The sequence below is a fragment of the Tautonia plasticadhaerens genome, assembly GCF_007752535.1.
Taxonomy (GTDB): domain Bacteria; phylum Planctomycetota; class Planctomycetia; order Isosphaerales; family Isosphaeraceae; genus Tautonia; species Tautonia plasticadhaerens.
Map to the genome: position 1 here is coordinate 5,209,244 of NZ_CP036426.1, position 24,813 is coordinate 5,234,056.

22 protein-coding genes, 1 tRNA gene, 1 other RNA gene and 2 pseudogenes are annotated in these 24,813 nt (G+C 68.3%); 10 read left to right on the forward strand and 16 right to left on the reverse strand.

Annotated features, from left to right (window positions below):
- Positions 1 to 149 precede the first annotated feature (149 nt).
- Positions 150 to 374: a hypothetical protein gene (locus tag ElP_RS20810; RefSeq protein WP_145272540.1), complete on the forward strand. Its 225-nt coding sequence runs from the start codon at positions 150 to 152 to the stop codon at positions 372 to 374.
- A gap of 90 nt (positions 375 to 464) precedes the next feature.
- Positions 465 to 755, forward strand: coding sequence for a hypothetical protein (locus ElP_RS20815; RefSeq protein ID WP_145272542.1), 291 nt, complete (start codon positions 465 to 467; stop codon positions 753 to 755).
- Position 756: 1 nt separating this feature from the next.
- Here ElP_RS20815 and ElP_RS20820 read toward each other — a convergent pair whose 3' ends face one another.
- Positions 757 to 1,185 carry an SOS response-associated peptidase gene (locus tag ElP_RS20820; RefSeq protein WP_145272544.1) on the reverse strand — a complete coding sequence of 143 codons (429 nt, stop codon included), beginning with the start codon at positions 1,183 to 1,185 and terminating at the stop codon, positions 757 to 759.
- Between ElP_RS20820 and ElP_RS20825 the strand changes: the two genes are divergently transcribed.
- Positions 1,184 to 2,569, forward strand: a complete 1,386-nt coding sequence (locus ElP_RS20825) for a transposase (protein ID WP_145272546.1) — start codon at positions 1,184 to 1,186, stop codon at positions 2,567 to 2,569. The genes ElP_RS20820 and ElP_RS20825 overlap by 2 nt on opposite strands.
- A 3-nt stretch (positions 2,570 to 2,572) precedes the next feature.
- On the opposite strand, the gene ElP_RS20830 is transcribed toward ElP_RS20825, so the two are convergent.
- Positions 2,573 to 2,938 (reverse strand): SOS response-associated peptidase, encoded by a 366-nt coding sequence (locus ElP_RS20830; RefSeq protein WP_145272548.1) that lies wholly within the window; start codon positions 2,936 to 2,938, stop codon positions 2,573 to 2,575.
- A 186-nt stretch (positions 2,939 to 3,124) separates the two neighbouring features.
- Here ElP_RS20830 and ElP_RS20835 point away from each other — a divergent pair, with 186 nt between their 5' ends.
- On the forward strand, positions 3,125 to 3,616 hold the full coding sequence (locus tag ElP_RS20835; protein ID WP_145272550.1) for a hypothetical protein: 492 nt from the start codon (positions 3,125 to 3,127) through the stop codon (positions 3,614 to 3,616).
- A 19-nt stretch (positions 3,617 to 3,635) separates the two neighbouring features.
- Here ElP_RS20835 and ElP_RS20840 read toward each other — a convergent pair whose 3' ends face one another.
- Positions 3,636 to 4,565: a hypothetical protein gene (locus tag ElP_RS20840; RefSeq protein WP_145272552.1), complete on the reverse strand. Its 930-nt coding sequence runs from the start codon at positions 4,563 to 4,565 to the stop codon at positions 3,636 to 3,638.
- A gap of 181 nt (positions 4,566 to 4,746) precedes the next feature.
- Positions 4,747 to 5,970: a DNA polymerase Y family protein gene (locus tag ElP_RS20845; RefSeq protein ID WP_145272554.1), complete on the reverse strand. Its 1,224-nt coding sequence runs from the start codon at positions 5,968 to 5,970 to the stop codon at positions 4,747 to 4,749.
- A gap of 58 nt (positions 5,971 to 6,028) precedes the next feature.
- On the opposite strand from ElP_RS20845, the gene ElP_RS20850 reads away from it, so the two are divergent.
- Entirely contained in the window at positions 6,029 to 6,499 is a 471-nt protein-coding gene (locus ElP_RS20850) for a hypothetical protein (RefSeq protein WP_145272556.1), read from the forward strand.
- A 6-nt stretch (positions 6,500 to 6,505) separates the two neighbouring features.
- Here the strand turns inward: ElP_RS20850 and ElP_RS20855 are convergent, their stop codons facing one another.
- The 3 genes from ElP_RS20855 to ElP_RS20865 form a co-directional block, all read right to left on the reverse strand.
- On the reverse strand, positions 6,506 to 7,582 hold the full coding sequence (locus tag ElP_RS20855; protein ID WP_145272558.1) for an LLM class flavin-dependent oxidoreductase: 1,077 nt from the start codon (positions 7,580 to 7,582) through the stop codon (positions 6,506 to 6,508).
- A gap of 558 nt (positions 7,583 to 8,140) precedes the next feature.
- Positions 8,141 to 8,605: a hypothetical protein gene (locus ElP_RS20860; RefSeq protein WP_145272559.1), complete on the reverse strand. Its 465-nt coding sequence runs from the start codon at positions 8,603 to 8,605 to the stop codon at positions 8,141 to 8,143.
- A complete protein-coding gene (locus tag ElP_RS20865; RefSeq protein ID WP_145272561.1) occupies positions 8,602 to 9,138 on the reverse strand; it encodes a hypothetical protein in 537 nt (178 codons plus the stop codon). The genes ElP_RS20860 and ElP_RS20865 overlap by 4 nt, the downstream gene beginning before the upstream one ends.
- 648 nt (positions 9,139 to 9,786) lie before the next feature.
- Here ElP_RS20865 and ElP_RS20870 point away from each other — a divergent pair.
- Both ElP_RS20870 and ElP_RS38435 read left to right on the forward strand, forming a co-directional pair.
- A complete protein-coding gene (locus ElP_RS20870; protein WP_197446240.1) occupies positions 9,787 to 10,563 on the forward strand; it encodes a KilA-N domain-containing protein in 777 nt (258 codons plus the stop codon).
- A gap of 108 nt (positions 10,564 to 10,671) precedes the next feature.
- Complete coding sequence (locus ElP_RS38435; RefSeq protein ID WP_197446241.1) at positions 10,672 to 10,848, forward strand: hypothetical protein; 177 nt, start codon at positions 10,672 to 10,674, stop codon at positions 10,846 to 10,848.
- A 155-nt stretch (positions 10,849 to 11,003) separates the two neighbouring features.
- On the opposite strand, the gene ElP_RS20875 is transcribed toward ElP_RS38435, so the two are convergent.
- The 7 genes from ElP_RS20875 to ElP_RS20905 all read right to left on the reverse strand — a co-directional run bounded on the left by ElP_RS20875 (position 11,004) and on the right by ElP_RS20905 (position 20,056).
- Positions 11,004 to 11,192, reverse strand: a complete 189-nt coding sequence (locus ElP_RS20875) for a hypothetical protein (RefSeq protein WP_145272565.1) — start codon at positions 11,190 to 11,192, stop codon at positions 11,004 to 11,006.
- Positions 11,193 to 11,984: 792 nt separating this feature from the next.
- Complete coding sequence (locus tag ElP_RS20880; protein ID WP_197446242.1) at positions 11,985 to 14,885, reverse strand: DNA primase family protein; 2,901 nt, start codon at positions 14,883 to 14,885, stop codon at positions 11,985 to 11,987.
- A gap of 153 nt (positions 14,886 to 15,038) precedes the next feature.
- Positions 15,039 to 15,590 (reverse strand): hypothetical protein, encoded by a 552-nt coding sequence (locus ElP_RS20885; protein WP_145272569.1) that lies wholly within the window; start codon positions 15,588 to 15,590, stop codon positions 15,039 to 15,041.
- Positions 15,591 to 16,330: 740 nt separating this feature from the next.
- Complete coding sequence (locus ElP_RS20890) at positions 16,331 to 16,678, reverse strand: DUF1580 domain-containing protein (protein ID WP_145272571.1); 348 nt, start codon at positions 16,676 to 16,678, stop codon at positions 16,331 to 16,333.
- A gap of 759 nt (positions 16,679 to 17,437) precedes the next feature.
- Positions 17,438 to 18,508 carry a hypothetical protein gene (locus ElP_RS20895; RefSeq protein ID WP_145272573.1) on the reverse strand — a complete coding sequence of 357 codons (1,071 nt, stop codon included), beginning with the start codon at positions 18,506 to 18,508 and terminating at the stop codon, positions 17,438 to 17,440.
- A gap of 176 nt (positions 18,509 to 18,684) precedes the next feature.
- Positions 18,685 to 19,863 (reverse strand): tyrosine-type recombinase/integrase, encoded by a 1,179-nt coding sequence (locus tag ElP_RS20900; RefSeq protein ID WP_145272575.1) that lies wholly within the window; start codon positions 19,861 to 19,863, stop codon positions 18,685 to 18,687.
- Positions 19,864 to 19,981: 118 nt separating this feature from the next.
- Positions 19,982 to 20,056: transfer RNA gene (locus ElP_RS20905), tRNA-Pro, on the reverse strand.
- 214 nt (positions 20,057 to 20,270) lie between these two features.
- Between ElP_RS20905 and ElP_RS41625 the strand changes: the two are divergent.
- Positions 20,271 to 20,532, forward strand: a pseudogene (locus ElP_RS41625) (transposase); the annotation flags it as partial.
- Positions 20,533 to 20,571: 39 nt separating this feature from the next.
- Here the strand turns inward: ElP_RS41625 and ElP_RS39865 are convergent.
- Both ElP_RS39865 and ElP_RS41275 read right to left on the reverse strand, forming a co-directional pair.
- Positions 20,572 to 21,144: a transposase gene (locus tag ElP_RS39865; protein ID WP_197447128.1), complete on the reverse strand. Its 573-nt coding sequence runs from the start codon at positions 21,142 to 21,144 to the stop codon at positions 20,572 to 20,574.
- Positions 21,145 to 21,160: 16 nt separating this feature from the next.
- Positions 21,161 to 21,652 (reverse strand): annotated as a pseudogene (locus tag ElP_RS41275) (winged helix-turn-helix domain-containing protein); the annotation flags it as partial.
- Positions 21,653 to 22,427: 775 nt separating this feature from the next.
- Here ElP_RS41275 and ssrA point away from each other — a divergent pair.
- Positions 22,428 to 22,799: a transfer-messenger RNA gene (ssrA, locus tag ElP_RS20915) on the forward strand.
- 191 nt (positions 22,800 to 22,990) lie between these two features.
- The gene (locus ElP_RS20920) at positions 22,991 to 24,619 is read left to right on the forward strand and encodes a hypothetical protein (protein ID WP_145272579.1); all 1,629 of its coding nucleotides are present in this window, start codon (positions 22,991 to 22,993) and stop codon (positions 24,617 to 24,619) included.
- Positions 24,620 to 24,813 lie beyond the last annotated feature (194 nt).

Consider the following 24,813-nt stretch of genomic DNA (forward strand, 5'->3'; position numbering starts at 1 on the left):
GGCTCCATCCAGGATTCGGACGCCGGGCCCGGATATTCTGGGCGATATCCCCCGCCAGCCGTATCTAAACGCCTGGCCAGATCGAACCTTGCGGCGATCTCCCGTACAATCCCGCCTGAGAACCTTCATCCCCGGCGCGGATCGCACCCATGATCGACCACGACGACGCGATCGAGGCGGCGGCAGGCGACCTGGACGAGGCCCGCCTGCGGATCGAGGACGCCCGCGACGCCTTGCGGCGGGCGATCGACAATGGCGGGGAGTCGGAAGCGACGCGCAGGCTCGCCGCCCGGCTGGACCGGATGGCGGCGGAAGTCGGTAGGATCGAACGGGTTTGCGCCGAACGATCCCCGGCGGTCAGCGAGGTGGGCTGAATCGGTGTTCGCCCCAACTCGCGCCGATCGCACGCCGAACGGCCTTCCTCCCAGTGTTCGGGTAGCAACCCGAACCTGGGGGGCACAGCCATGTCCAACCGACACATCGGCAAGCTGCTGGTGTCGACCCTCGGCCGCTCGCTCTTGGTCGCCCTCATCACGCTCCTTGTCGCGGCCTGCGGGCTGGCCGTCGGCTACTTCCGGGGCATGGAGGAGGCCAACCCCGACGCGCAGATGACGACGCTCGGGGGCGAGACGGCGGGGATCGCCTCCATGATCGTCGTCGCCTTCAACCTCGCCCTCGGCACCGCCGGAGGGGCGATCGCGGGGCTGGTGATCGGCGTGGTGATGGCGATCCTCTGGCCGCGTCGCGCCGCCTGACTCACGCCCGCTCGACGCATTCCGGCCCGTCGACCGACGGCCTGTTGACCGCCAGCCCGACCGGATAGCCCTCCATCAGCCCCGGCTCCAGCGGATCGAGCAGCGCAAGAAGCTCTTCCTGCGTCGCCTCCGGGTCGAGCCACGCCTGATGGTCATCGGGCTTCAGGATCACCGGCATCCGCCCATGCACCGGGGCGACGACGGCGTTCGCCTCGGTCGTGACCAGGGCGAAGGTCTCCCGCTCCTGCCCGTCCCGCTCCCAGCGGTCCCAGAGGCCCGCGAACGCGAACGGGGCGCCGGATTTCGAGACTCCTCGCCGATCCCCACCACGCGGACGACAGGCAGTAAGCCGTTTTGCCCTTGAAGGATAGGGCCTGCGTCCCGGTGAATGAGGTTGAACACGAGCCTCACCACCGGGGACGCAAGCCATGGGCACCGAAGCACCCACTTCGATCGTTATACCCGTCCGCTGCGCACCCAAGAAGGCCCCCTGCCCGAACTGCGGCAAGCGGGGCCGACGCAAGCGGGCCCTGACCCGCACCGTGCGCACCGTCGCCTACAAGGCCGTCGCCGTCCTGGAAGTCACCTATGGCGAGTACACCGCTCGGTGCCGGTGCCGCACGACCTTCCGCAACACCCCCGAGGGGGTGCTCCCCAAGGCCAGGTACGACAACAAGGTCCGCGACCTGGTGCTCGACCGCCTGATCAAGGACGGCATGAGCATCGAGCGGACCCTGGCGTCGATCCGCCGCGAGTTCCTGCTGGACCTCTCCACGGGATTCGTCTACGACGTGCTCCGCGACCACGCCGCTTCGCTCGACATGGCGGCGCACCGACGGGCGGTCCTGGAACGCTTCAGCGGCACGCTCTGCGTCGATGAGCTGCACCTGGGCCGCTTCACCTTGCTGCTGGCCACCGACCCGCTGGCCGACCTGCCCGTGGCCTTCGCCCTGGTCGACAAGAACGACGCCGACCACATGCGTCGGTTCTTCAAGAACCTCAAGACCCGGGGGCTCTCCCCGCGGGTGGTGGTCACCGACGGATCGAACCTCTACCCCGAGCTGCTGGCCGAGCTGTGGCCCGAGGCCGACCACCAGCTGTGCGCCTTCCACGTCATCAAGTCGATCAACGGGCTGATCCTGGACGCGGTGCGCCGGCTGAGAGGGGCGATGGCCCGTCGGGGCAAGGCCGGGCGCAAGAAGAAGCGGGGACGCAAGGGCCGGAGGTCCAGGGCCACCGCCGGGCGTCGCGGGCCGACGCTCAGGGAGAAGGCCCACTTCGTGTTCAAGCATCGTCACCTGATCGTCAAGCGTCGGGAGAAGCTCACCGAGGCCGAGCGAGCCGACCTGACCCGAATGCTGGGGTGCCTGCCGGAGCTGGCGACGCTGCGGCGGTTCGCCGACCGGGTCTACTGGCTGTTCGACACGCCCAAGGACCTCCACCAGGCGAGCTGCCGTCGGTCGGCGATCGTGCGCGACCCGGCATTCTACGCGGTGCCCGAGCTGGTCAAGGCGATGGACCAGCTCGACGAGGAGAAGTTCCCGAAGCTTATAGCGTACTTGAACGGCCCGGCGGGCCGCCGGGTGCGGACGAACAACCACGTGGAGCGGAGCAACCGGCTGTTCCGGTTCCTGGAGAAGGTGCGGTACAAGTGGCGTCGTCGCCGGACGCTGGTCCGGTTCGTGGTCCTGAAACTGGACGAGGTCTGGAGCCATCAGTCATCGCCCAAGGCTGCGAAGTTCAAGGCCGAGCCATCGAGTGGGGGCCGCGAGGCACAAGCTGATGCAGGCCAACGATCACGGCGAGCCGCATGAGGATCAAGTGGGGATCAGCGAGGAGTCTCCGGATTTCAGCCGGAAATGGTGCGGCCGCTTCGGAGTGCCGGGCGCCCATTCATAAAAACCATCCGATGGGACGAGGCACCGCTTCTTGCGGAACGAGCCGCGGTAGGCATTGCTGGTCGCCACCGTCTCGCGCCGGGCGTTGATGTTGGAGAAGCTGACTTTCGGCTCCTTGGACCAGCAGGGCAGGAAGCCCCACTTCAGCAGCTTCACCGCGTCCGAGGTGATCGCCGGCAGCCACTGCGACGGCGCGATGTTGTAGCGCACGACCTCCGGCACGTCGACGCCGAAGTGCTCCGCCAGCTCGGCCTTCGACTTCCTCAGCGTATACCTGCCGCACATCGGGGGGCCTCCGTGGACGCGATGACGGGCATCTCCGGCCCTTGATCGGCGAACTCGCCGCCAGGAGGCCAACGTCAGCACCGGATACGATGCCGGCCGTAGCGATTGCGCAGCGCGCCCCCTTGGTTAATACGACCGCGTGGTAAGCTAGGTTCATCACGACCGCCCCAGCACGGAGCCGCAGCCATGGCGCGCAAATCCGCAAAGCCGCTGCCCATCGAAGACGAGGAAATCTCCCAGGAAATCCCGGAGGAGCAGGAGGAACCCGAGGCCACCGAGCCGGTCGACGACGAGGACGACGAGCTGGGAACCGGCGGCGACGCCCCGAACAAGTCGCAGGCCGCCCGCGCCGCCCTCGACGCGGGCTACGAGAAGCCCGGCGAGGCGGTGGACTACATCAAGCGGTCGTTCGGGATCGACATGAACCCGCAGCACTTCAGCGCGGTGAAGAGCCAGATGAAGAAGAAGGAAGGCGAGGGGAGGGCCGCGAAGCAGGCGGCACCGGCCCGACGCGGCCGGAAGCCGAAGATCGAGCCGGAGAATGGCGATCCGGCCCCGCCGCCCCGGAACGAGGCGACGGGCGAGGGTGATTTGCTCGACACGCTGGAGGCGCTCAAGCCCCTGATCGCCCAATACGGCGCAGACAAGCTGAAGCGCATGGTCGATTTGCTCGGCTGACGGCCGCGCCGTCGGCGGCTCAACGCCGATTGACTTCCAGCGCCTCGATCCGCCTGGAGGCCTCCTCGGCCTCCGGTGTGCCGGGATAGTCGGAGACGATGGCCCGATAGCGCTCCAGCGCCGCCTTGGAATTGCGCGGCTCCAGCGCCTTGGCGATGGCAAAGACCGTGCGTGCCTTGGCTTCGGCTGCATCGTCGTCGGCCGTTCCCATGCCCGGCCTGCTCGCGGGCTTCGACTTCCCGAATGCCCCCCGCGTCTCGTTCAGCCGCTTGTACGCCTCCCGGAAATCATCGGAAGGCCCGAGCCGGTATCGCTTCCCCTCGGCCGCGTTGATCGCCTCGATCGCGTCACTGACCTCCCCGTCGGCGGCCAACTCCCGGTACTCGCGGGCGACGGGGTCCATGACGCCGGAGAGATTCTCGACGGCGATGCTGAAGAAGCCATGCTGGCGCTCGAACTCCCGATCGATCTCGGCGCGGCCCTCCCGGCCCGGCCGCTGGCCTCCGAGCTGCTTGAGATACTTCTGGAGCTGGAGCACCGTGCCCCGGTTCGCGTTCATCTCGTTCTTCGCCGCGTTGTGGGCCGTCTTGTGCCCCGTGTTCCAGTTGCGCAGCGGGCGGTACTCGTTGATCTGATTGAGCTGGTCGATCACCAGGCCCAGGTCCGCGTTCCGCGTCCTCAGGGCATCGATCCGGGCGACGGCCCCGGCGATCTCGCCGTCGTTGTAGAGCATCGCCGCACGCCGGGCGGACGCCGCCTGGAAGGCGGTCACCGTCCGGTCGCCGTCGCGGAATCCCGCCAACGCCTCATCCTCGTCGAGGACGAAGAAAAGCCCGTCCGGCCGGAGTCCCCTGGCACGCAGGACGTCCGCCGGGGCAGCCCCGTCGTCGGCCTGGCCGGGGAGGGTCGCCATGCAAAGCCCGAACGCTGCCGCCGCGATCCTGACCATGACACTATCTCCCGGCAGGGAAGTAGTCGGATCTCGGTACGACATCGGTAGCAGCGATACTTTTCCCGGAAGCGGCCCCGGAAAGCAAGCGAAATCCGCGCGTTGAGGGATCGCATGGCCGGGATCGCGGGGGAACCGGCAATAACCAGACAAATTGGCGTGCCCGGCCCCTCCCTGTGCCTCAGAAGCACGTCTTCCCGCGCACGTCGCAGATGTCATACCCGTTGGCCCGGTCCGCATAGACCTGGCCAAGCGGCAGCGTCGCCACGCTTCGGAGCGCGAAGCGGCCGTGCCGATCATTGACTGCCTGCTTCACGGCAGTTGCCGCATCCTCGGCATCCAGCCCGTCGAACAGCCCGAGCTGGCGTGGGGTGTGGGGCCGCAGATCCTCGGCGAACAAATGCATACGCGACGCCAGAGCCCGTGGCACCCATGCCCGCCGCAGGCAGGGACGGAAGGTGTCGAGCAGCACGTCGAAGCGATCGGTCGGCACTTCGAGCGTCGCGCGTCCCTCCCCGGCATGCCCGTCGCGGTAGCCGACCCAGACCGCCACGCGCCCGGCCAGCACCCGGTGGTAGAGCAGCTCCTCGACCATCCGCTCCAGGTTCCGCACCAGCCAGGCCCAGAGCACGTCCGGCTTGTCGGTCGGATCGCCGAAGCTGCCGCCGCGCGAGATCACCTTGTGCGGCGTCCGTTCTGCATTGATCGGGATCACGGGGTCGCCGTTCAATTCCCACCACAACGCCTCGCCGCTGGCGGTCAGCAGGCCGCGGATCAGCCGCCGGTCGGATTTCGCCAGGTCGAGGCAGGTGCGGATACCCCAGGGCAGCAGCCGCTTCTCCCTCCTGCCCGCGATGCCCGTCACATCGGTGACCGGGCGTGCCGCGAGCAGCGACTCCTCCGCCGCCTTGTCGAGGATGGCCAGCGCCCCGAAAGGCTTGGCGGTGTCGCTGATCAGCTTGGCGAGCGTGCGGGTCCGGGCGATGCCCACGGTCACGGGGACCCGGATGCGATCCATGAGCCGGTCCCGGACCAGGACGGCGTAATCCTGATAGTCGCCCGCCGGGGGCTTCGCCGCCTCGAAGAAGAACTCGTCGATGGAGTAATACTCGACGCGGGGCGACAGCTCCCGCATCGTCTCCAGCATCAGCCGCGAGAGCACCTCGTACCAGCGGAAGTCGCGCTTGACGTAGATCCCCTCGGGGCAGAGCTTCATCGCGTCCCAGATCGGCATCCCAGTGCCGACGCCGGTCGCCTTCATCTCGTAGCTCTTGGCGATGACGCACGCGCCCTGATTCCCCAGGACGCCGACCGGCATCCCGGCCAGGTGGGCGTACCGCACCCGCTCCGCCGCGACGTAAAACGCGTCGGCGTCGACATGTCCGACCGGGCCTTGGCGCCGCATGGACAGAAGCGTACTATGCACGCACGAACAGTCAAGGCAGAGGGCAGGAAGACCCGACGTGTGCCTCGGAATCGCCGTGACGGAGAGCAACCTGCCCACGGAGTTAATCGGGCGATTCGGGATGGCGCACCGCCGCTACACGCGCGGCGGGCAGGCCGAGTACCGCTTCCTGTTCCGCGACCGCAGGCCGTGCCTGCCGATCTGGCGCGACGGGAGGCTCCAGGTCGCGCGCTGGGGCAACAGCCGGGGCCAGAGCCGCCGCCTGCCGCGCACCGGCTGGACGTGGCAGCAGACGGTGAAGGACGGCGGGTGGCGGGACAGCGGGGCCATCCCGGTCGAGATCCCGGCGTCCTACGGCCTGGAGCGCCGGGGCGTGTGGTACCTGATCGAGACGGGCATCCGGGGCTTGCTGGTGCCGGATGAGCGCGGCTGGGCGGTGGCGTACATGCTCTGCGAGCCGGCCAGCCACTATTACCGGATCATGACCGGGGCGGAGCGGATGCCGGTGCTGATCGATCAGCGCATCTAAATCGCATCAGCGTGGGGCGGGCGACGCCGCGGCCCCGGCCGCATGAACGTCCGCAGCGGACGTGCCACGCCCCATCTGCCCGTCGGCCAGCTCGGCGCACACCCGGGCGACGATCTCGAACGACCGCAGCCGCGCCGCGTGGTCGAAGATCTGGCCCGTGAGCATCAGCTCGTCGGCCTTCGTGGCCTCGACGATCACACCCAGGCTGCGGCGGATCGAATCCGGCGAGCCGACGACGGAGATCCGGGTCATCCGCTCGACCTGCATCCGCTCCGCCGGGGTCCACAGGCCGTCCATGGACTCGACCGGCGGCTGGAGCAGCCCGCGTCGACCCCGGACCAGCCCGACGAACGCCTGCTGGAGCGAGGTGAAGAGGCGGGCCCCCTCCGCGTCGGTCTCGGCCGCGAACGCGTTGACCCCGATCATCACCCGGGGCTCGGCCAGCGACTCCGAGGGGCGGAAGTTGTCCCGATAGAGCGACAGGGCCTGGAGCAGATAGTCGGGCGCGAAGTGCGAGGCGAAGGCGAACGGCAGGCCCAGCTCGGCGGCCAGCCGCGCCCCGAAGTCGCTCGACCCCAGGATCCAGATCGGCACGTCCAGCCCCTCGCCCGGGATCGCCCGGACCGCCTGCCCCGGGGCCGCCGGCCGGAAATACGACCGCAGTTCCGCCACGTCGCGGGGGAAGTCACCTTCAGTGCTCTCGAGGCTGCGGCGGAGTGCGTAGGTGGTCTGCCGGTCGCCTCCCGGGGCGCGGCCCAGGCCCAAGTCGATCCGCCCGGGGTAGAGCGAGGCGAGGGTGCCGAATTGCTCGGCGATCACCAGCGGCGCGTGATTCGGCAGCATGACGCCGCCGGCCCCGACGCGGATGCGCGAGGTCCCCCCGGCGACGTGGCCGATGACGACGGCCGTCGCGGCGCTGGCGATGCCCGGGATGTTGTGGTGCTCGGCCAGCCAGAACCGCTTGTAGCCCCAGCGCTCCGCTTGGCGCGCCAGGTCGAGCGAATTGCGGAGGGCGTCTGCGGGCGTGTCCCCCTCGCGGATCGGGGCGAGGTCGAGCACGGAATATTCGGGGGGTCGCGTCACGGGACCGGGGCCTCCTGGGGGCGGAGGTCACCCGCCCGCGCATTCTACGAGCGTAAGGTAGGTTAGTGAAGTCCTGACAAAACCTCTGGCGAAGCTGGGTAAGCTGCGAGGCCATCCAGGTTTTGTCAGGGCTTCTTATCGCCGCTCCCCCCTCGATCCGCCTCGCGTCCCCCCTGACCCCCCGACCCCGTCGACGCATCGCCCGGCCGAGCTCGACCCCGCCGCGGGGATCGACCCGATCGAGCTGGCCGTCGGCTCCATGCGGCGCGAGGCCGAGCTCACCGGCCTGCTGCTGCGTGCCTAGCGGCTTCTCGCCGACCAGGCCGAGCTGATCCGTCGCCTCGCCCCCGGGGGCGACCTCCACCCCGCCGCCCGGCCTCCGTCCCCGCACTCGCCTCGGTCGGACGGCTCGCGGCTCGACGAGGACGATCGGTAGCCCCGCAGCCCCCCCGTCCCGAGAAGCCCGGGGCCCGGCCGGACCATCTCGGCCGGGCCCGTCTCTTCCCGGCAACCGCGAACACGACGCCCCGACCCCGTCGCCATGCCGATCAGGAATCGCTACGGAGAGGGCCATCCTGTTCCCAGTGGACGTTCGCCCACGTCTTCCCGCCCGTCCCGCTCGAGGCCATCGCCTCGGGCCGACCGGTTTGCCCTGAGGGCGCCGCGGCGGGCCCGCGCGGCCTGACGGGCGCTGCGGGAGATCAGCTTGAGGACCAGCGCCTCGGACCGGAACCGGGCGAGGAGCTCCCGTGCGCGGCGCAGCATCTCCCTGTCCTCCTCCCGGCCGATGAAGAGCATGCCCTGACGCCGCCGCCCCTCGTGATCGAACCGGAACCGGACGACCCAGTAGCGCCGGCCCTCGAAGGGCTTGAGGACGATGGACCCTTGCCTCCCGAGCCAGAATTCCGCCCGCTCCATCTCCGCCCTGACCCGATCCCAGCGTTCCTCCAGACCGGGCTGCGTCGGCCGGCCCCCATCGCCGGGTCCCGACGGCCGATCATGCCTCCTGGGGTCATCACTCATCGTTCGTCCCTCCCTCCGACGATGCCCCGGCCACGATGGGTCTCGTCGCCGTCGCGGACCCGACCCTGTCCGGGGGTGCCGTGCCGGGCGGCCAGCCCCCACTTCCGCGCCGCGGCGGCCCGGGCGTCGACCAGCCCGGCGAGGTGGCGCTGCAGCTCGAGCAGGCGAGTCAAATCGCGGTCGTCAAGCACCGGCTCGGGGCCGTTGGCGCCGCGGTCGCGTCGGGCGCGGTCCCAGGCCTTCAACCTGGTCGCCGTCGCGTATCGGGCACGCAGCTCGAGCAGCCCGGCGAAGGCGAGCGCCTCGTCCAGTAGTCGGAGGCCTGAGCCGGCCGGGTCGTCGCGACTGCGGGCGCGGAGGATGCGATGGATGCCCGACCAGACCTTCTCGAAGTCGGGCGGCATGACGCCGTAACGCTCGAGCGACGCGAGCAGCGCGTCGATCTCGCCGTCGACCGGATCGGGCTCGTGGGCCATGGTGCCGGGCCGGGGGGCCGGCACGACGCCGGGCGGCCGGGTGTCGATGTCTTTCAAGCGGAGACTCCGGGGACTGGAGACGGGGCACATATTGCCTTTTTCTTGCCGGTGCGATCATCGCCCGTGACCCCGAGGCAGCGTGGCAGAGCCCGGGCGAGGGACCCTATGGGCCGGAAGGGACGCCTCCGGGTCAGACGAGGCCCCGGCCGGGAATCGGCCTCGACGCCAGCGATTGGCTGCCCGGAGGACTGGAGCCCGGTCTGCCAACCCGAGCATTCCCTTGTCTATTCGACCACGGTCAGCAGTACCGGGCCCGATGCCGGGGCCGCCCGGCGCGGCGGGCCGGTCTTCTGAAGCCCCGGGGGGATTGCCGGTCCGCGCCGCGCGGCCGGCCCTGGGTCGGCTGCGGACCGACCGGCGAGCCGAGGTGCCGCAAGTCTCGGGACGGCCGGCTGATCATCACCATGACGTAACGCCTGACAACGACTCGAGGATCGATGCGTCAGGTCGACCAAGAGCGGCGGCTGCCCACTCAGGACCCCCTGGGATCGGGGTGGCCGGTCGCGCATGAGCGACCCGCCAGACGGGGGCGGGATCGATGCTCGTCTCGGCGGCCGAGGTGGTCGCCGCCTCCGGCACCCGTCGATGCGGGGAACGCCGGGATGGCAACGGGAGGATCGTCCCCCTCGAACAAGGGCCGTCTCGATGCCCAACCGACCGACCGAGGCCCCTCCGCTCCCCGCAGTTGCCTTCGTCTACCAGGGCGTCCGCGTCTCGATCGACGAGAATCGGCTCATCAACCTCACCGAGATGTGGGAGGCCGCCGGCCGGCCGCCCAATCGCGACCCGAGCCAATGGCGACGCAAGGAGGGGGCCCGATTCGTCCACGATCTGGCCTCCTCGCTAAATATGCCCGTGGGGCATATTTTCTCGACCCGGCGCGGCCGGGGCGGCGCGACCTGGGGGCACTGGCAGGTCTCGCTGGCCTACGCGGCGTACCTCTCGCCGGCTTTCCACCGCTTCGTCAACGAGGCGTTCCGGGAGTGGGCCGAGGAGGTGTCCGACCCGGGGCTGAAGGTCGCCAGGGCCGTCGAGGCCTATCGGCGACGGGGACGCGACGATGGCTGGATCGCCGACCGCATCGAGGGCATCGGCCAGCGCAAGGCCCTCGTCGCCGCGATGGCCGACCACAACTGCCGCAAGGTCGACGCGGTGAACCCGTTCGCCGAGGCGACCCGGGCGATCTCCCTGCTCGTGCTCGGCGCCACGCCGTCCGAGTTGAGGGAGTCCCGGGGCCTCCCCCGGTCCGCCCGTACGAGGGACCACCTCGACCGCCACGAGCTGGCCAGGCTCCGATTCGCCGAGAGCGAGGCCGAGCGATTGATCAAACTGACTCGGGCGATCGGCAACGACGAATGCGTCGCCTGCTGCCGGCGCGCGGGCACGGCGGTCAGGCAGGCGATCGACTCGCTGGATCCCTGATCTCCCCATGCTTCGGAGAGGGAGGCGAGAGAGGGTCCACCTCGCCTGCCCCTACCTCGCCCCCGCCCCTCGTTCGCTCAAGATCCCCCTGATGTTGGAGGCCTGTTTATGTCCAGCTCGAGCAGACCCCGCCACCGATCACGGGCACGACGTGCCCTTGCGCGGTTGGTGAACGACCCCGACGAACGCCCCTGGTTCCTCCTCAACACCGGCCTCCTCATGGTCGGCCTGATCGGCCTGATCGCCGAAATCCTCTTATGGCAAGTCGCGATCCGTCTCCAGTAGCGCCCTGCCCCCGACTCTCTATGCCCGGGAGAGTGCGTCCTGCCGGATCGGGCAACCTCCGGCAGACTGACGACCGGGACGAGGCCGTCGATGAACCCGGTCGAGCCAGGTCGCCGGCGGTATTGCAAGCTCCCCGGAGCCTCGTACGTCGCGACTTACGGTTGCTTCCGGAGGTGCACGGTGCCCCTGGCGGGGGCACAGGTGGTCGAGATGCCGGAGACGGTCAGTAGCATCTTGCCGTTGACGATGTAGCCGCCGAAGCGGAGCGAGCGGGCCCGGCCGCGGATGATCTCCGTCGTCTCGAAGTCAATCCGCCAGCCGTCCAGCACGCCGGTGACCTTCATGCGGGCGTCGCCCTCGTCGAACCGGATCGTGCCGCGGAAGGTGTCGCCGTCGCATGGGGCGAGCCTGAGGTCGAAGTCAATGCTGCTGGCGGCCCCGTGCCGGGCGCCTTTCCAGGGCGTCTTCGGGTCGAAGGTGGCCCCCCGCCAGCGACCCAGGCGTCGATCGCCTTCAGTTCGGCGGCAATCAGGCGGACCCGCTCGTCCTCGCTCCGCTCGACGAGGGGGTCCATCGCTGGAAATGATCGCGTAAGAGACTTCTGGACGGTCATTTCCAGCAGTTGATCCGCTCGATATCACCGACGCCGGGCCGACGACGCGCGTCTAGTCGTTCCGGGTATGCCGCCACGTAGTGGCCGGGATTCAGGGAACGCCGGGCGTGTCATCATCCGATTGGCTCTCGAACATCGGAGGGTCGACCAATACCCTGACCGAAGCAAGGCCGCGGAAGTCGAGTGCAGCGGCCATCACCCAAACCGTTGTAAGGGTTAGGGATGTGGTCCTGTCTTTTGTCGTCATGGCCGCAGTGGCCGCAGTGTGACAGAAACCACTTCAAGCTCACCGCGCTCGTATCCTGCCGGCGTCGTCGGGCGCGGGGGGTGATTATCCTCTTTGGGAAGGATTCCCATGGTTGCCGAATCCCTGCGGCCACTGCGGCCATCCTCATCCCGACGACGCCGGAATGCCTGGGATGCAACGGGTTACGGCTGGCCGCAGTGGGGCTGATTCTCCGGCCACACTGCAGCCAGACCGCGGCCACGCGGAGCTCATTGGCGATCGTGCCAACACCAGGAATCAGAGAGCCCTGCGAACATAGGACGCCTCTTCCAGGAACTGCCCTCTAGGGTGCTGGGCCAATCGGATGCCCTTGACCTGCCTGAGGCGTTTTTGGACAACCGGGTCCAGGACCTTCTCCCGGTCGCCACACCCCACGATCGTCGGGCAGATCGAGCCAAGTTGCCGGACGAGGTTGTTGATCGTCAGCCGCGTCGAGATCCCCGACTCGTCACGCCACTGAAGGTAGGCGGCATAGAGCAGGGGTGTAGGAACCTTGTGCTCCGGGGCCGAGCGATCGAGCCAGTCGTCGACGAACGACCGCAGTGGGACGCTCGCCTCGAGGAGCGAATCGAGCAGCGGCCGGGCGGTCTCGGGCACCTGGAAACGCCCATCGGCCCGGAGCAGGCCGATCCCGCCGAGGGCCCAGTTGGCGATGCCGGCCAGCGCCCGGGGATTGTCGAGCTGACCGACATTCTTCCCCTCGCCGGTGAGGGTCCGATCCTCCCGCCCCGCAAAGGTGACGCCGAACTTCAAGGGCCGGGCCCGGTTGACGAAGGCCTGGGAATTGTCCCGGAAACTGGGCACCTCGTTGGAGAGGATGATGATCCGACCCGGCAGCGTGGTCGTGTAGGGGATCCCGAATTTGGGGTTGATCCGGACGGGATCCTCGCCGCTGATCTTCAGCAGCCTTTCCTGGGCAAGTGCGAGCTTCGCACCATCGCCGGCCAGCCGGGCGTCGGAAAAGAGGATTATGCTCTTGCCGATCAGGTCTTGCAACCCATGGTCGCCGGCCAGCTCGGACATCGCCGGGGAGGCGACGTTCTGCTCGCCGATCAGTTTCCTGAGCACGCGGGCGATGGTGCCCTTGCCCGACCGGCTGGCGCCGACGAGCATCAGGATCGCCTGCCGGCTCGTGTCGGGGAGCATCAAGTAGCCGAACCACTTCCTCAGCTCGCGCAGGGACTGCTCGTCCCCGGGGAAGATCTCGTCCAGGAACGAGAACCAGCGGCCCGGCGGCATGGCCTCCGGATCGTAGTCGTAGGGCACGTTGTAGAGACTGAAGAAGTCGGACGTCGGGGCCATCGTACGGATGGATGCGTGGTCAACCGTCCCGTCGTCGTCGACCCTCAACCCGGAGAGATCCAGCAACGTTCCTCGCATCGGCAGGACCAGGTGGGGATCCGACCTCAACTGGCAGTCACCGATCCAGGTCGGCGGGTCCCGATCTCCCGGCAGCAGGACCTCACTCCGAATTGCGTCGAGCGCCGAGTTCAGCAGTTGCGGGGTCACCTTGCGGACCATCGGCGGCGACAGACCCCTCCGGCGAGACTTCCGGATCGCGTCCCGTTGCAGGCGATCGAAATCGTTGAGGATCGACTTGCGAACCGTCGCGCGGATCTCTTCCTCGGGCCGCAGGACATAGGCCGGCCTGTCGGGGTGCCAGGTGTAGAACTGCTGGTTCCATCGCACCAATCCCATCTCAGCGGCGCGAATCGCGACGAGGGAGATCCGGGCCAGCCGGTCCGGGTCGTCGGGCGCCTCGTGCCGACGGCGGTGGCCAGCCAGGCCGTCCGAGGAGGTCCCGGCCAGCCCCTCCCCGTCGATGGGATCTGTGGCGGACCCACCCTCGTCATCAGCGATCGTTGCGCGGTCGTCATCTGCCAGGGACAGCGGCCGGTTCGCCCCGTCTCGTAGCCCTTCCTCGATCGTCCGCCGGGTCCGATCCGGCTCCTCGCGTGCCATGCCGTTCACCCGCGCTGCCGCCCAGAGCCGCCGGGAGGCCTGCTCGAACGTCATCAGGTCACAGTGATGGATGTAGCCGCCGAACTCGAAGGCGACGCGGTTCAGAACCTGCCGACGCTCCCCATGGCCAGCCCTCGTGGAGGCTACCTCTCGAGCACTCCTTCGGAGCCTGTGCCTCAGCCGGGTTCGGTCCAGAGGGCCGACCGAGGTGTTCAAGGCGAGATCGGCGTCAACGGTCCTCGAGGGGCGTTCCTCTCCCGGCCGCGGTCTCGTCTCCGACTCCCGGTACCATTCCATCGCCGGGAGCGTCTCCAGTGCCCGCTCGATCGCATCAAGGGCGATCCCCGGGCGCTCGAGCCAGGAGATCATGCGGTCGATCGTCTCGACCCCGTCGGTGAACCGCCGGAGCTCGGGCGCCCAGATCCTGCTCCAGCACCCCCGCTCGGGATGCCGTCCGGGCAGCCGCAGCGCCGTACCAAGCCAGTCGGATCGCGGCCGATTGGCCCGCCCCGGGAAGAGCTCGACGCCGTCGACCCGGTCCGACCGGACGCCTCGGAGCAGCCGGAACGCTTGCCCCTGAGGAATCGGCTCCTGGAACCTGCTCCAGAGGTGGAAACCGCCTCCGGAGTACTCCAGCAACGCCTCGATACCCAGCTCGACCAACCGGCCCAGCAGGGTCGACGCCCGATCCCAGGCCATCCGCCAGGCCTCATCGTCGCCGGCGTGGGCGTCGATGTCCCAGCCGACCCAGCGACAGGTGCCGTCCTCGGCCACCGGGAACAACGCGATCGCGTTGAGACCGTTGATGTCCCCGAAGTGTCGCCGAAGCTCGAGCTGGCCGACAATGGGCTCGCTGCACCTCGACCTTCGCGTGATCTTCCCGATCGCAGAGGGCCTGGTCTGATCGGGCCGGTAACCGACAACGGCGTCCCGACGGGCGACCATCGTCCGGTCGACCAGCACGGCCAAGCGGCACGCCCCCTGCGTCCAGGCCTGCTCGTCGTGGGCATGTCCGGGCCCGGAGATCGACAGGGCCACCGGCGCCGTGCCGGGGTCGACTTCAAGTCCGGCGTTGGCGGGGCGGGGGATATTGCGCGTGCAAAGGCCATCGAGTACTCTGGTAGTGGTCGTCTCGACGAATCCCTCATTCGCTGCGGTGTTCGTTGCGGTGGACACGATCGTCTCCTCTGCTTCGCTCTCTCGCTCCCGGGAGAGTTCCAGAGCCCGGTTGGGGGCCATCCAGCCGGGCTCTTCTCCTCGCCATGTGGCTGCTGCCCCGAAGGGAGCCCTGGCGGCGGGGGTTAGCCGCCAGGAGGGTAACGGGGTCGGTCAGACTTCCTTGCCCAGATCAGGGAGCTGCCGGACACGCTCGACGTCCTCCGCATCAAGGGCCGCCTCCCTCGCACGCTCTCGTTCCTCCCTGGCCTCGGCGGCCTCGTAGAGCTGCTCCTCCGAGGCGTTGACCCGGCGCAACTCCCTCAGCCAGCGCGGGCACCGGGGGGGGTTAGGGGAGTACTCAAGGCTCTCGTTCTCACCGAACGGCTCCTTGTCCCGAATCCGCCCGGCGAGCAGGCGGGCCAGGTGGAGCGGGACACGCCTGACGACGACCTCGTCGGAGTGGACCTCGAACTGGTCCGGCTGGAACTGGTTTTCCAGGAGCCACTCCGTGCAGCGGACCATCGAATCCTGGACAAGGTGCTCTCTCGACGGGGTCATGTCGAGGGTCACCGTCACCTCGGCCCCCCGACGCCGGACCTCGATGCAAGGCCTGGCTCGGCTGACGCACCAGGATCGATACGCCGCGCAGAGACCGGCGTGGAACGGGTCCTCGCGGTCAATCATGAGGTATCCCCGATCCGAGGCCTTCTCGAGTTCTGCCATCTCTGACTCGGGAAAACCGATGATCTCTGGATGCCCCGGCTGGGCGTAGAAATCGCAGGGCCTGTCAGGTCTGGTCGTGGGGATGGGGGAGATTGTCGAGTGCCGGTTCATCTGTCTGGTCTCCATCGTTCGTGGGGAAGGGATCGGGCCAGCACCGGGGCCGACTGGATCCGGATCGTCGATCAGGTTGGGCCCCCGGCTCGATGCGATCGGTGGCCCCGGCCGAATGTTGCTCGTGAATGGCTCCTTGTGGTGAGTAGAAAGGTGCAAGAACGGTACGATGACGAGGAAACCAGGCTGGCGAAGAAGGAGTAGCCTGTGGTCGCCCCCGCCGGGGCGACCGGACGGGTCTTCTTGGCGGTCGGCTCACCTCGGTCATGGTCGGCTTCGCAGCGACGGAGACCCCCGGGGACCGCCCCGTCCGACCCCGCACGAGTGTTCCCGCCGGTCGTCCCCATCAGTCGCATCGATCGAGGTCGTTCAATGAGAGGTCGCTCGGGGCGAGTGGGAAAAGGCTCCGGTATCAGGACAATCGGGCCAGATGGGTCAGTTCGTCCCGGACGACCCATCCTCGGATCGGGTCAGGCCCTGGACGGAGCAGTCCGAGCTTCCGGGGAGGTTCGTCTTAGAGGTGTGACTGCCTCCGCCGGTGCGCGTCGAACGATCAGTCAGGATTACCACATGGCAATTCCGTCCCGCCTCGCTCGACGCGAGCGTCATCTGGGGCCGCCAGGGCGGGTTCAGAACTCCATCGCCGCGCGGGCGGCGGCGCGGGCCTTCTCCCGGGCCCGGCGATCGGGAGGAGGCGGCGATGGGGGGGGAGCACCCTTCGGCCCGCCACTTTCGCTGAGCCGGGCGAGGAACTCCTCGACCAGGGCGGGGGTCGTGTAGCGGCGTCCCCCGATGGCCACCGTCCCCAGCCGGACGCCCCGGATGCCGCGGTGGCACCAGCGCCAGACCGTCGACACGTGAGGCCGGTTCGGCAGCCGCCGGGCCAGCTCGGCCGGGCTGATCAGCCCGCCTCTGCCCCCCTTGGCGAGGGCGTCGTCGAGCCAGGTGGCGATTTCATTGCGGACTCGTTCAGCCATGGGCAACTCTCCGTCGGTATTGCGGACGGGAGAAAGTCTCTCAAATCGGCCCGGTCAGATTCGCGGGGAGTAGGACTGGAAGTTGGGGGACTTCGAGGGGAGTTCCCGGATCGCAGGCCGTCAAGGCGACCTCGAGCCGGCGTGCTCCCGGCGAGAGGCGGAGGGGGCCACGGCATCCCCACCCGGGCTCTCACCGTCCCGGGGCCCGACGCAATCGGAACGATCCAGGCAGGGCCGCCCCCCCATGACTGCGTCGGCCGTGAAGACGCGAGGACCCGGTCGACCTCGATCTGACAGGGCCAGTCCCCGGAGTTGGACTCCCGGATGACCCCGGCGAGCCACTCGCCCCCCTCCCGGCATCCCGGCTTTCAGGGTCGCAGCCGACCTCGGCAGCCGCATCGCCGGAGAGAGTGGACCGTCTTCGGTCGCTCCGGCGATCGAGGCCGGCTGCCCACGACAGCTCCTCGAAACAACGCCGGTCGAGGAACCGGCGAGAAGGAAGCTGGCGAGAACCGCAATCCCGGCGATCGAGACCGCCGCGGTCCGCCGTCGCCTACATGCATGTATGGCCCATCCCGGCCAGTCTCCGGCGGGAGGGGTTCGGGGGCCGCCGTCGAGGGTGTCCCGTTGCTCTCCGTCATCCTCGGCGGAGGTTCACGACCGACAGTCGGCCATTCCGGCGCCCGGATCATTCCGGCTGCCATCACCCGAGGCCTTCACGGGCCTGTCGAGCAACCGGTCATGCCGATCCCGGCCAGATCATTGTCGGTTCCATTCGACAGCGTCTCCCCCGCGCCGGGCACTGAACCTGATGAACCGGAGCCCCTTGTTGAGCGATTTCACCTGATCAGAGACCTGCTCTCGGTAGATCTCCGGTCCTTCGATCTCGTTGATCTCAGCCAGCCCCAGCCTCGTGGGCCATGAAGCCTTCTGGAATGCGGCGACAATCTTGACTATCTTCACATTCGAGGCATTCCTGATCTCCCTGGCCTCCTCGCCCTCGTAATACAACTTGCCTCCCCTGGAACACCACCTCGGCAGGATGTCGCCGGGTCCGGCGGACGGCGAGCGCAGGGCCATGAAGATGTCCTCGCAAAGACGATCGACCATCTCCTCGACAGTGATGGAGGCGAACGAGTCGCGGCAGCCAAGCTGCTCGACCGCGGCGTCGAGGATGGCCCCCAGGTCACCGAGCCGGTCCCACTCACGCCCGTCTCCCCCCGCACGATCGGCAATCGTCCCCAGCAGCGGCACGGCTTCCCGGAGCCAGGCCGGCGTCCGGGCCGCCGCCGAGGCGACAGGGTAGAAGTCGGGGAGGTCCTCCAGGTCCAGTGGGAAGCGAGGCAACCCCGCGACGGTCTGCGGGGGCATCTCTTCCTGCAGCGCCACAACGAACCCGCCCAGGGCCGCCCCCAGCGCATAGAGCGGGTGCAGCGGATCAGCCGGGGGGATACCCGCGTCGGCGAGGATGCAGAGACGGCGATGGGAATTCCCCCACGGGATCTTCCATCGATCCACCCGGATCCCGTGATAACGCCATGGCTCCCGGCACGCCTCGACGAGAATCAGCAACTGCTTCTTCGTCTTTTCGAGCTCCGTGGGGAGTCTATCGAAGACATTCCAGTGCAACCGGCCTGAAAGGACCAGCAGGAAATCATCAATCCGATCGACCAGTTTCGAAATATCGTATTCCGGGTCGTACAGGGGGATCCCGAGGTTCCAGCAGAGCCTGACCGGCATCCGGATCCATCGGCAGGCGAAGCCGAGATTGAATGCGGCCTGCTCGAGGCTGAGATGGGGGAGCGGCGGCTCGTACAGGTGCTCGATCAAAGACTCCCGGAAACGGGAGCCATCCTCTTGCCGGTCGGATTCGTCACTCGCACCCATGGATCACCCTGTCATTCGGGGACTTTCTCCGGCGCCTTTGATCCTCCCGGGTGGCACGGCGGGCCAACGGGATCGTCGCCACCGCGGTTTCCAGGCCGGCGGCAGCTGGCGGTTGCCGATCAGCCGGCCTCGATCATGACCTGTCGGGCCCGCGACCGGTCCACCTCGGCGTAGATCTGCGTCGTGCCCAGCTCGACGTGCCCCAGCACCGCCTGGCTCGCCTCCAGGCCGTACCGGCGGCGGATCTCGCTGGCCGCCGCGTGGCGAAGCTGGTGCGGGAACCAGACCGTGAGCCCCAGCCGCCCGCACGCCCGCCGGATCGCCCGCCGATAGCTGGCCACCTGGTAATGGTCACCGGCCTCCCGGGCCGGGTCGGCCTTCGGGGCCCGGGCCCGCTGGGATGGCGTGAGCGGCGATCGGCGGCGGGCCCGCAGGCCTTCCCGACGACGGGCCTCGGCCCGCCTCGGGCTGAACAGGTAGCCGACCGGCTCCTCGTCCAGGAAGGGGCGGAGCAGTTCGCGGGCCCGGGGGCCGAGGTAGACGACCCGATCTCGCCCGTGGTGCTGGCCCTTGTGCCGACCCGGGAGGTACACCCAGCAATCCGGGTCGGACGTGTCGACCTCCGCTCCTCGCATCATGACGATCTCCTGGGGGCGCATCCCGGTCAGCCGCTGCAGCCGGGCCATCGCCGCCACCGTCGGCGGGAGCAGGGACAGGGTCCGCTCGAAGTCCGCGTCGGAGACCGGCCCGATCGGCGGCCGCTCGCGGGCCCCCGAGCGGCCCTCCCTCAGCCCGGACACGCTGCAGAGGGCCTGGTGCGAGGAGACGGGCAGCAGTTCGTTCTCGGCCGCCCAGGTGAAGGCCCGGCGGATGCGATTGACCTGCTTGTTGATGTAGCCCCGGCACCAGCCGCGATCGATCATCGCCTGGCGGACCGCCTTGAGGGCCAGGGGGCCGAAGTCGACGGCCGGCGTCTCGCCGTATAGCTCGCGGACCGGCCGCAGGGCCTGGCGGATGGTCGCGACCTCGGAGGTCGGCCGACCCTCCTTGACGTAGTAGGACCGGGCATGGTCCCAGTAGGCGAGCAGCAGCTCGTTAATCGTCAGGTCGGGCCTGCCGGCCGGTCCCGGGGGAGGGCCGGGTGCCGGCCGGGCGAGCCACTCGGAGACCAGGCGCCTGTACTCCTGGCGGCTCTCGGTCGAGCCGTGCTTGCCGAGGTAGTGGTCCTTGCCGGCCAGGGTGACGACGGCCTGGCCGGAGGGCCTGTGGAGGCGGTAGGAGGGGATTCGGACTGGCATGCAGCGTTCCCTTCGGACCTCAACCCGGTAGACTACCGGATTTGCGAGGGCTTCCGGGCCGCGCTGCCCGCCGCGGGCAGGTATCCTAAGTCAAGGATTCGGCGAATGTTAGGAAAAGTCGGGGCGAGAGGATTTGAACCTCCGACCTCACGGACCCGAACCGTGCGCTCTAGCCAAGCTGAGCTACGCCCCGATCATCAATTATGATTGAGGCATCATACCGTCTCGTTCACTTCTGTCAACGGCAGATCATGCCGAGTCATCCCCACTGGGTGATCGTCTCGAAATCTCGGTGTAAATCGCGCTTAATGGTGCATCATTTGCTCAGTACATTCGGCTCGGGTTGAAGCGGTGGGCCGCCGCCGGCTCCCTTGGAAGGTGCCAACCGGACCAAGCAGACCCCGATAATGACCCGCCCGATGCAGACTGCTCTCCTGGACCAGATCGCGGAACTGCTGGCCGAGCGGCTTCGACGGGCTCGCCTCCGCCGTGACCGTCTTGATCAGCGAGGTCATGTAGATCGAGCGGGCCCACGCCCTCGGGGCTGCCTCCAATCAGCGGTCCGGGCAGCGCACGGGCCACCCCAATGGGTTCAAGCCCGAGACGCTGCACACCCGGCTCGGCCCGCTGAGGGTCGAAGGCCCCCAGACCCGGGGCGTCGCCTTCTACCTGAACTTTGCCAGAAGTGATACGGGATTGCCTGGATAACTAACCATTGAGGGCGACCGCCCAGTGGAAGCCGACCGCCCCGCGGACGACCTCGGGGTGGTCGATCAGCCAGCGGCATCGACCGATCAAGGGGCGCTCCAACGCTTCCAGGTCGTCGAAGCCCTCGTTGGCCACCACCGCGCGCAGCGGCGGCCAGAGCGGCTCGGCCGGCTGCAAGTCCGGCGTGCGGGGCGGCAGCCGGTGCCGCACCACGTCCGGCGGCACCGCCAGGCGCCTGGCCACGTGCCAGCCGGCGTTGTCGACCGGCACCACCAGCAGCCTCTCGCCCGCGGGGCCCGCCCACCGGGCGAACTCGCCGAGCGCTGCGGCCATCCGGTCGGTATCCGCCGCCGGCAGGATCGGCTCCAGGTCGCGGCCGCTGGCCGGGTGGACGAAGCCGTAGACGTAGAGCCACTGACACCCGGTGCGGCCGTTGGCCGTCGGTCGTCGCCCCTTGACGGCCCAGACCCGCCGGGCGACGGGCTTGAGCCCCGGCCGGGCCTCGTCCTCGGCCCACAGCTCGGCGGCCTTGCCCGGGTGCTCGGCCCTCAGCCCGGCCAGCCGGTCGGCCAGGTCGCCTTTGCCACCTCCGCTGCTCGTCGGCCGTCGCCGCCCCCGGGTCGCGGGGCCGGGGGACCTGGAGGCTCAGGCCCAGGCGCCGCAGCCGGCGCCAGCCGGCCTCGACGCGGACGGCCACGCCCCACCGGTCGCGGACGTAGGCGGCCACCTTCGGCCCGGCCCACAGCCCGCCGTCGTCGGGGCGGCCCTGCAACGCCTCGAACAGGACGGCCTGCTGCTCGTCCGGGGGCTTATGCCGGCCGCCGTCGCGGGCGGCCCGGCGGTCGGCCCGGCCGGCGGGCCCCTGGGCGTCCCACCGCTTCAGGATGGCCCGGACCCAGGCGGGGGTGAGGCCGACCTCGGCGGGGGCGGGCGGGTCGGTGGAGCGGGTCAGCAGCCGGAGGACCTGCCCGTGGGTCTTCTCGACGCCGGAACGGCAGGCGCGGTAGCGGCGGGCGATCTCGCCGGGGTCCAGGAGCGGGGCGATCGGCAGTCGGTCGCGGGCCATGGTGCTGCCCTCCATGCGGGCAATCCTCCGCTGAAAAGATAGCGATCCATGCAATCCCGTATTAGGCCGTAGAGGGACTTCGCCCCGGCCGTCCCCGGCGTGGGGTTGCGGTGGATGCCGGCCCCCCGGACTCCGGGGCCGTACCGCTTCGACGGCGTATCGTCGGAGACCGGCGGCCACCGCCCCCCCGGGTCGAGGTGGCGGGCCGTCAGACCGGCCGGGACCGTGGCGATCCGGGTCGTCTTGCGACCGATGCCGTCGAGGAAGTGATCGTAGGCCCGGGAGGCCGTGCCGATGCCGGCGGCCCGCCACCGACTGAAGGCGGTGCGGCGGCCCGGGGCGGTCAGGATGTCGGCGATGACGTGGGCCAGCCGCCAGGCCCAGCGGCGGTGCAGCGGTGCGGCCAGGGCGGCGACCCGGGCGGCCCAATCGGCGGTCAGCGTGATGGCGGACAGCCTCGTCCCTCCCTGATGCGATTGCGTGGCGCGGCAACCGCCATCGTGTTGGGAGGGCGAGGGCTCCTTGCAAGAGGCGAAGCGTCGGACAGCCGTCAGACAGAAGGGGTAAATTGCATTTATTGATCATAGAGCAAGGGTTTGCGAGATATCCGGAATCCCAGGCCACTTGATCCTGAACTCCGAGCTCGACCTCGACGACCTCATCCTCCTTCGGGAGAGTCACGCCGACCCCGCCCCGGAATCAAGAATTGCACCTTGACCCTTCCCCCGAGCTCGAATAAGATGAGCATTCTCGATCAGCTCAATGTTGCTTCATTGACTGGACGTGAACGGGGGGCGATTCAGGTTCGACCGGATTTCTGAGATGTCTGGCTGCATGCCGAGGTTGGTCGGCTGGCCTCGTAAAAAGCCGATCAAAACATTAGCTGCCAACAACCACGTTGGTTCCTACAGCCTCGCCGCCTGACCGCGGTTAAGCTGCGTCGTGTCATGACTTCGCCTGCGGGTCATGGCCGACGACGACACAGTGGGCTCGCCCGATCTTAACCGCCTGTTGCGGATCGGGTTAAACTCATAATAGGCTAAGCCGATGGAAACCTCGTCGTTTGGGGTTCCCAGGCCGACAATAAATAGAACGACTACGCATGTAGACGCCTTCATCAATGGATCTCGGGACGCGGGTGCAATTCCCGCCGCCTCCACTGAAAGGCCCGTTGCGAGAAATCGCAACGGGCCTTTCTTATTGCGCTTGCGTCGATCGCCCCCGCCCGATTACCCTCTCGGAATGGGCCTTCAACGGTCTGATTGATCTGATTGTGATCTGATAAGGACCGGCAGCGACCTCATAACAGGGGTGCCTCGGCCCTCATCGGTTCGCCCTTCCCGAGATGCGGGCATGCGGTCTACCAACCTGAAGCGGACGAAGCGGGGGTATGTGCGCAATCTGGGTCGATTGCCACAGGGCGGTCAGCCCAAGTTCTACCTGGGCCATGATCGGGTGGAGGCGGCCCGACGACTAGAACTGCTCGTGGCGCTCTGGCAGGTCGTCGAGGACCTCCACGCCTCGGGTCGGCGACCCGGCCCGCCCGCCTGGGACCCTTCCCATCTGGAGGTGGCCAAAGCCGTGGCCAGGGGAGAGCCGCTAAAAGTCCCCAGGGATGGCGACTACGAATGGCCCGAGACCTACTACCGGCGGGTCAACGAGCTTGCCCTCCGGTTAGGTACCCCGGTTGAGCCTGCTAACCGGCGAACCTACGAGGTTGGCAAGGAGGATAATCTCGACGGCATCGGTGACTACAGGGCCAAGCTCGGGACCGGGATCGGCACCGATCGCCCCGTGTTGACCGGCCAAACCCTCCACCAGGCCCTCCGGGCGTACCAGCATTCAATCGAGCGGGAGTACCGGGACGCCGACGGTACGATTAGCGACAACGGCAAGACCAAGGTCACGCAGATCAGGACGATCCTCGGCTACGTCCCCGACATCGACCTCGCCGAACTCGACTACCAGGGCACGGATGAACTCTTCGGAATCTTCCGGCGACGGCCACCCTCGAAGCGGTACGGCCGACCGATGGCCCGGAAGAGTTGCACCAACTACATCGGGGAGCTAGGCCGGTTCCTCCGCTGGCTGCACCTCTCCGGCGAGTTCCAATGGCGCAAGCCCGAGGACTTCGAGCACATCCGCCGCAACCCCCGGGAACTGGACGAGGACACCGAGAAGGAGGCCGCCGACGTGCCGATCTGGACCGTGGCCCAATTGCGGATATTGAACGAGTACGCCACGCCGATCGAGCGAGTTTTTCTCCTTCTGGGCCTCAACTGTGCCTACGGGGCCGACCAAGCGGGCCGGCTCCGGATCGGTCACCTGCACCTCAAGGATGAGGGCCTGAGCTACATCCGACGGGTCAGGAGGAAGAAGAAGACCCGGTCAATCCATCTGCTCTGGCGGCAGACGGCCGATGGCCTCCGCTGGGCGCTCGAACGTCGCAAGTCCCAGCCGTCGGACTCGGACATCCTCCTGCTCACCGAGAAGAACTTGCCGTACTGGAGGAAGACCAAGGGCGGGAACCGATCCAATGCAATCCCAAGGCTCTGGGACGATCTACTGAAGCGGGTGCTCAGGGATCATCCCAACTTCCCCAGATTGCCGTTCAACTCATTGAGAGACACATCGGCCGACATGATTCGCCGCCTGGCGGGCGAGGAGGTCGCCTCCTTGCATTTGGCGCACAAACACCAAAGCAAAGACGAGAATTTGGGCCGGTACACCAACCCGGTCCGGAAGCGGCACTTCCGGGCGCTCCGTCGCTTGGAGCGGAAGCTCGAATCGGTCTTCCTGGCCGCTGGGGAAGCGCCATGGTCGCAACGTCCGAAAACCTACATGGGGATTATCAAGACGAAACGCCTCCTCGAACTCCGGGAGCAAGGAGTACCCCCGAGGCAGATCGCCGAGGAATTGGGGATATCTGTGGCATCGGTCCACCGGATCGCTCCAACTCGACAGCGTAAACCTCGGGCCTGATAGCCGCCAAAGTGCCACCGCCCCAGGGACAAGGAGCATGCCTCCTTGCTGGATATCCTGCGACCACATCACGCCGCCGTAGTGCCCTACGCCTTCGACCGGCTTTACGGGTTCATGTTCGACCTTGCGATCCCCGAGGGGGCCAGGGAGGCGGTGCGGCGCTCGGCGGATCGCTACCTACGGATGATCGGGAC

What these genes read in the sequence shown, in the direction of transcription:
- ElP_RS20885 (WP_145272569.1), bottom strand. Translation starts at nt 15,590, where the DNA reads ATGGCAGAACTCGAGAAGGCCTCGGATCGGGGATACCTCATGATTGAC.
- ElP_RS20835 (WP_145272550.1), top strand. Translation starts at nt 3,125, where the DNA reads ATGGCGCGCAAATCCGCAAAGCCGCTGCCCATCGAAGACGAGGAAATC.
- ElP_RS20845 (WP_145272554.1), bottom strand. Translation starts at nt 5,970, where the DNA reads ATGCGGCGCCAAGGCCCGGTCGGACATGTCGACGCCGACGCGTTTTAC.
- ElP_RS20920 (WP_145272579.1), top strand. Translation starts at nt 22,991, where the DNA reads ATGCGGTCTACCAACCTGAAGCGGACGAAGCGGGGGTATGTGCGCAAT.
- ElP_RS20825 (WP_145272546.1), top strand. Translation starts at nt 1,184, where the DNA reads ATGGGCACCGAAGCACCCACTTCGATCGTTATACCCGTCCGCTGCGCA.
- ElP_RS20820 (WP_145272544.1), bottom strand. Translation starts at nt 1,185, where the DNA reads ATGGCTTGCGTCCCCGGTGGTGAGGCTCGTGTTCAACCTCATTCACCG.
- ElP_RS20840 (WP_145272552.1), bottom strand. Translation starts at nt 4,565, where the DNA reads ATGGTCAGGATCGCGGCGGCAGCGTTCGGGCTTTGCATGGCGACCCTC.
- ElP_RS20900 (WP_145272575.1), bottom strand. Translation starts at nt 19,863, where the DNA reads ATGCCAGTCCGAATCCCCTCCTACCGCCTCCACAGGCCCTCCGGCCAG.
- ElP_RS38435 (WP_197446241.1), top strand. Translation starts at nt 10,672, where the DNA reads ATGTCCAGCTCGAGCAGACCCCGCCACCGATCACGGGCACGACGTGCC.
- ElP_RS20815 (WP_145272542.1), top strand. Translation starts at nt 465, where the DNA reads ATGTCCAACCGACACATCGGCAAGCTGCTGGTGTCGACCCTCGGCCGC.
- ElP_RS20830 (WP_145272548.1), bottom strand. Translation starts at nt 2,938, where the DNA reads ATGTGCGGCAGGTATACGCTGAGGAAGTCGAAGGCCGAGCTGGCGGAG.
- ElP_RS20810 (WP_145272540.1), top strand. Translation starts at nt 150, where the DNA reads ATGATCGACCACGACGACGCGATCGAGGCGGCGGCAGGCGACCTGGAC.
- ElP_RS20875 (WP_145272565.1), bottom strand. Translation starts at nt 11,192, where the DNA reads ATGAAGGTCACCGGCGTGCTGGACGGCTGGCGGATTGACTTCGAGACG.
- ElP_RS20890 (WP_145272571.1), bottom strand. Translation starts at nt 16,678, where the DNA reads ATGGCTGAACGAGTCCGCAATGAAATCGCCACCTGGCTCGACGACGCC.
- ElP_RS20870 (WP_197446240.1), top strand. Translation starts at nt 9,787, where the DNA reads ATGCCCAACCGACCGACCGAGGCCCCTCCGCTCCCCGCAGTTGCCTTC.
- ElP_RS20860 (WP_145272559.1), bottom strand. Translation starts at nt 8,605, where the DNA reads ATGAGTGATGACCCCAGGAGGCATGATCGGCCGTCGGGACCCGGCGAT.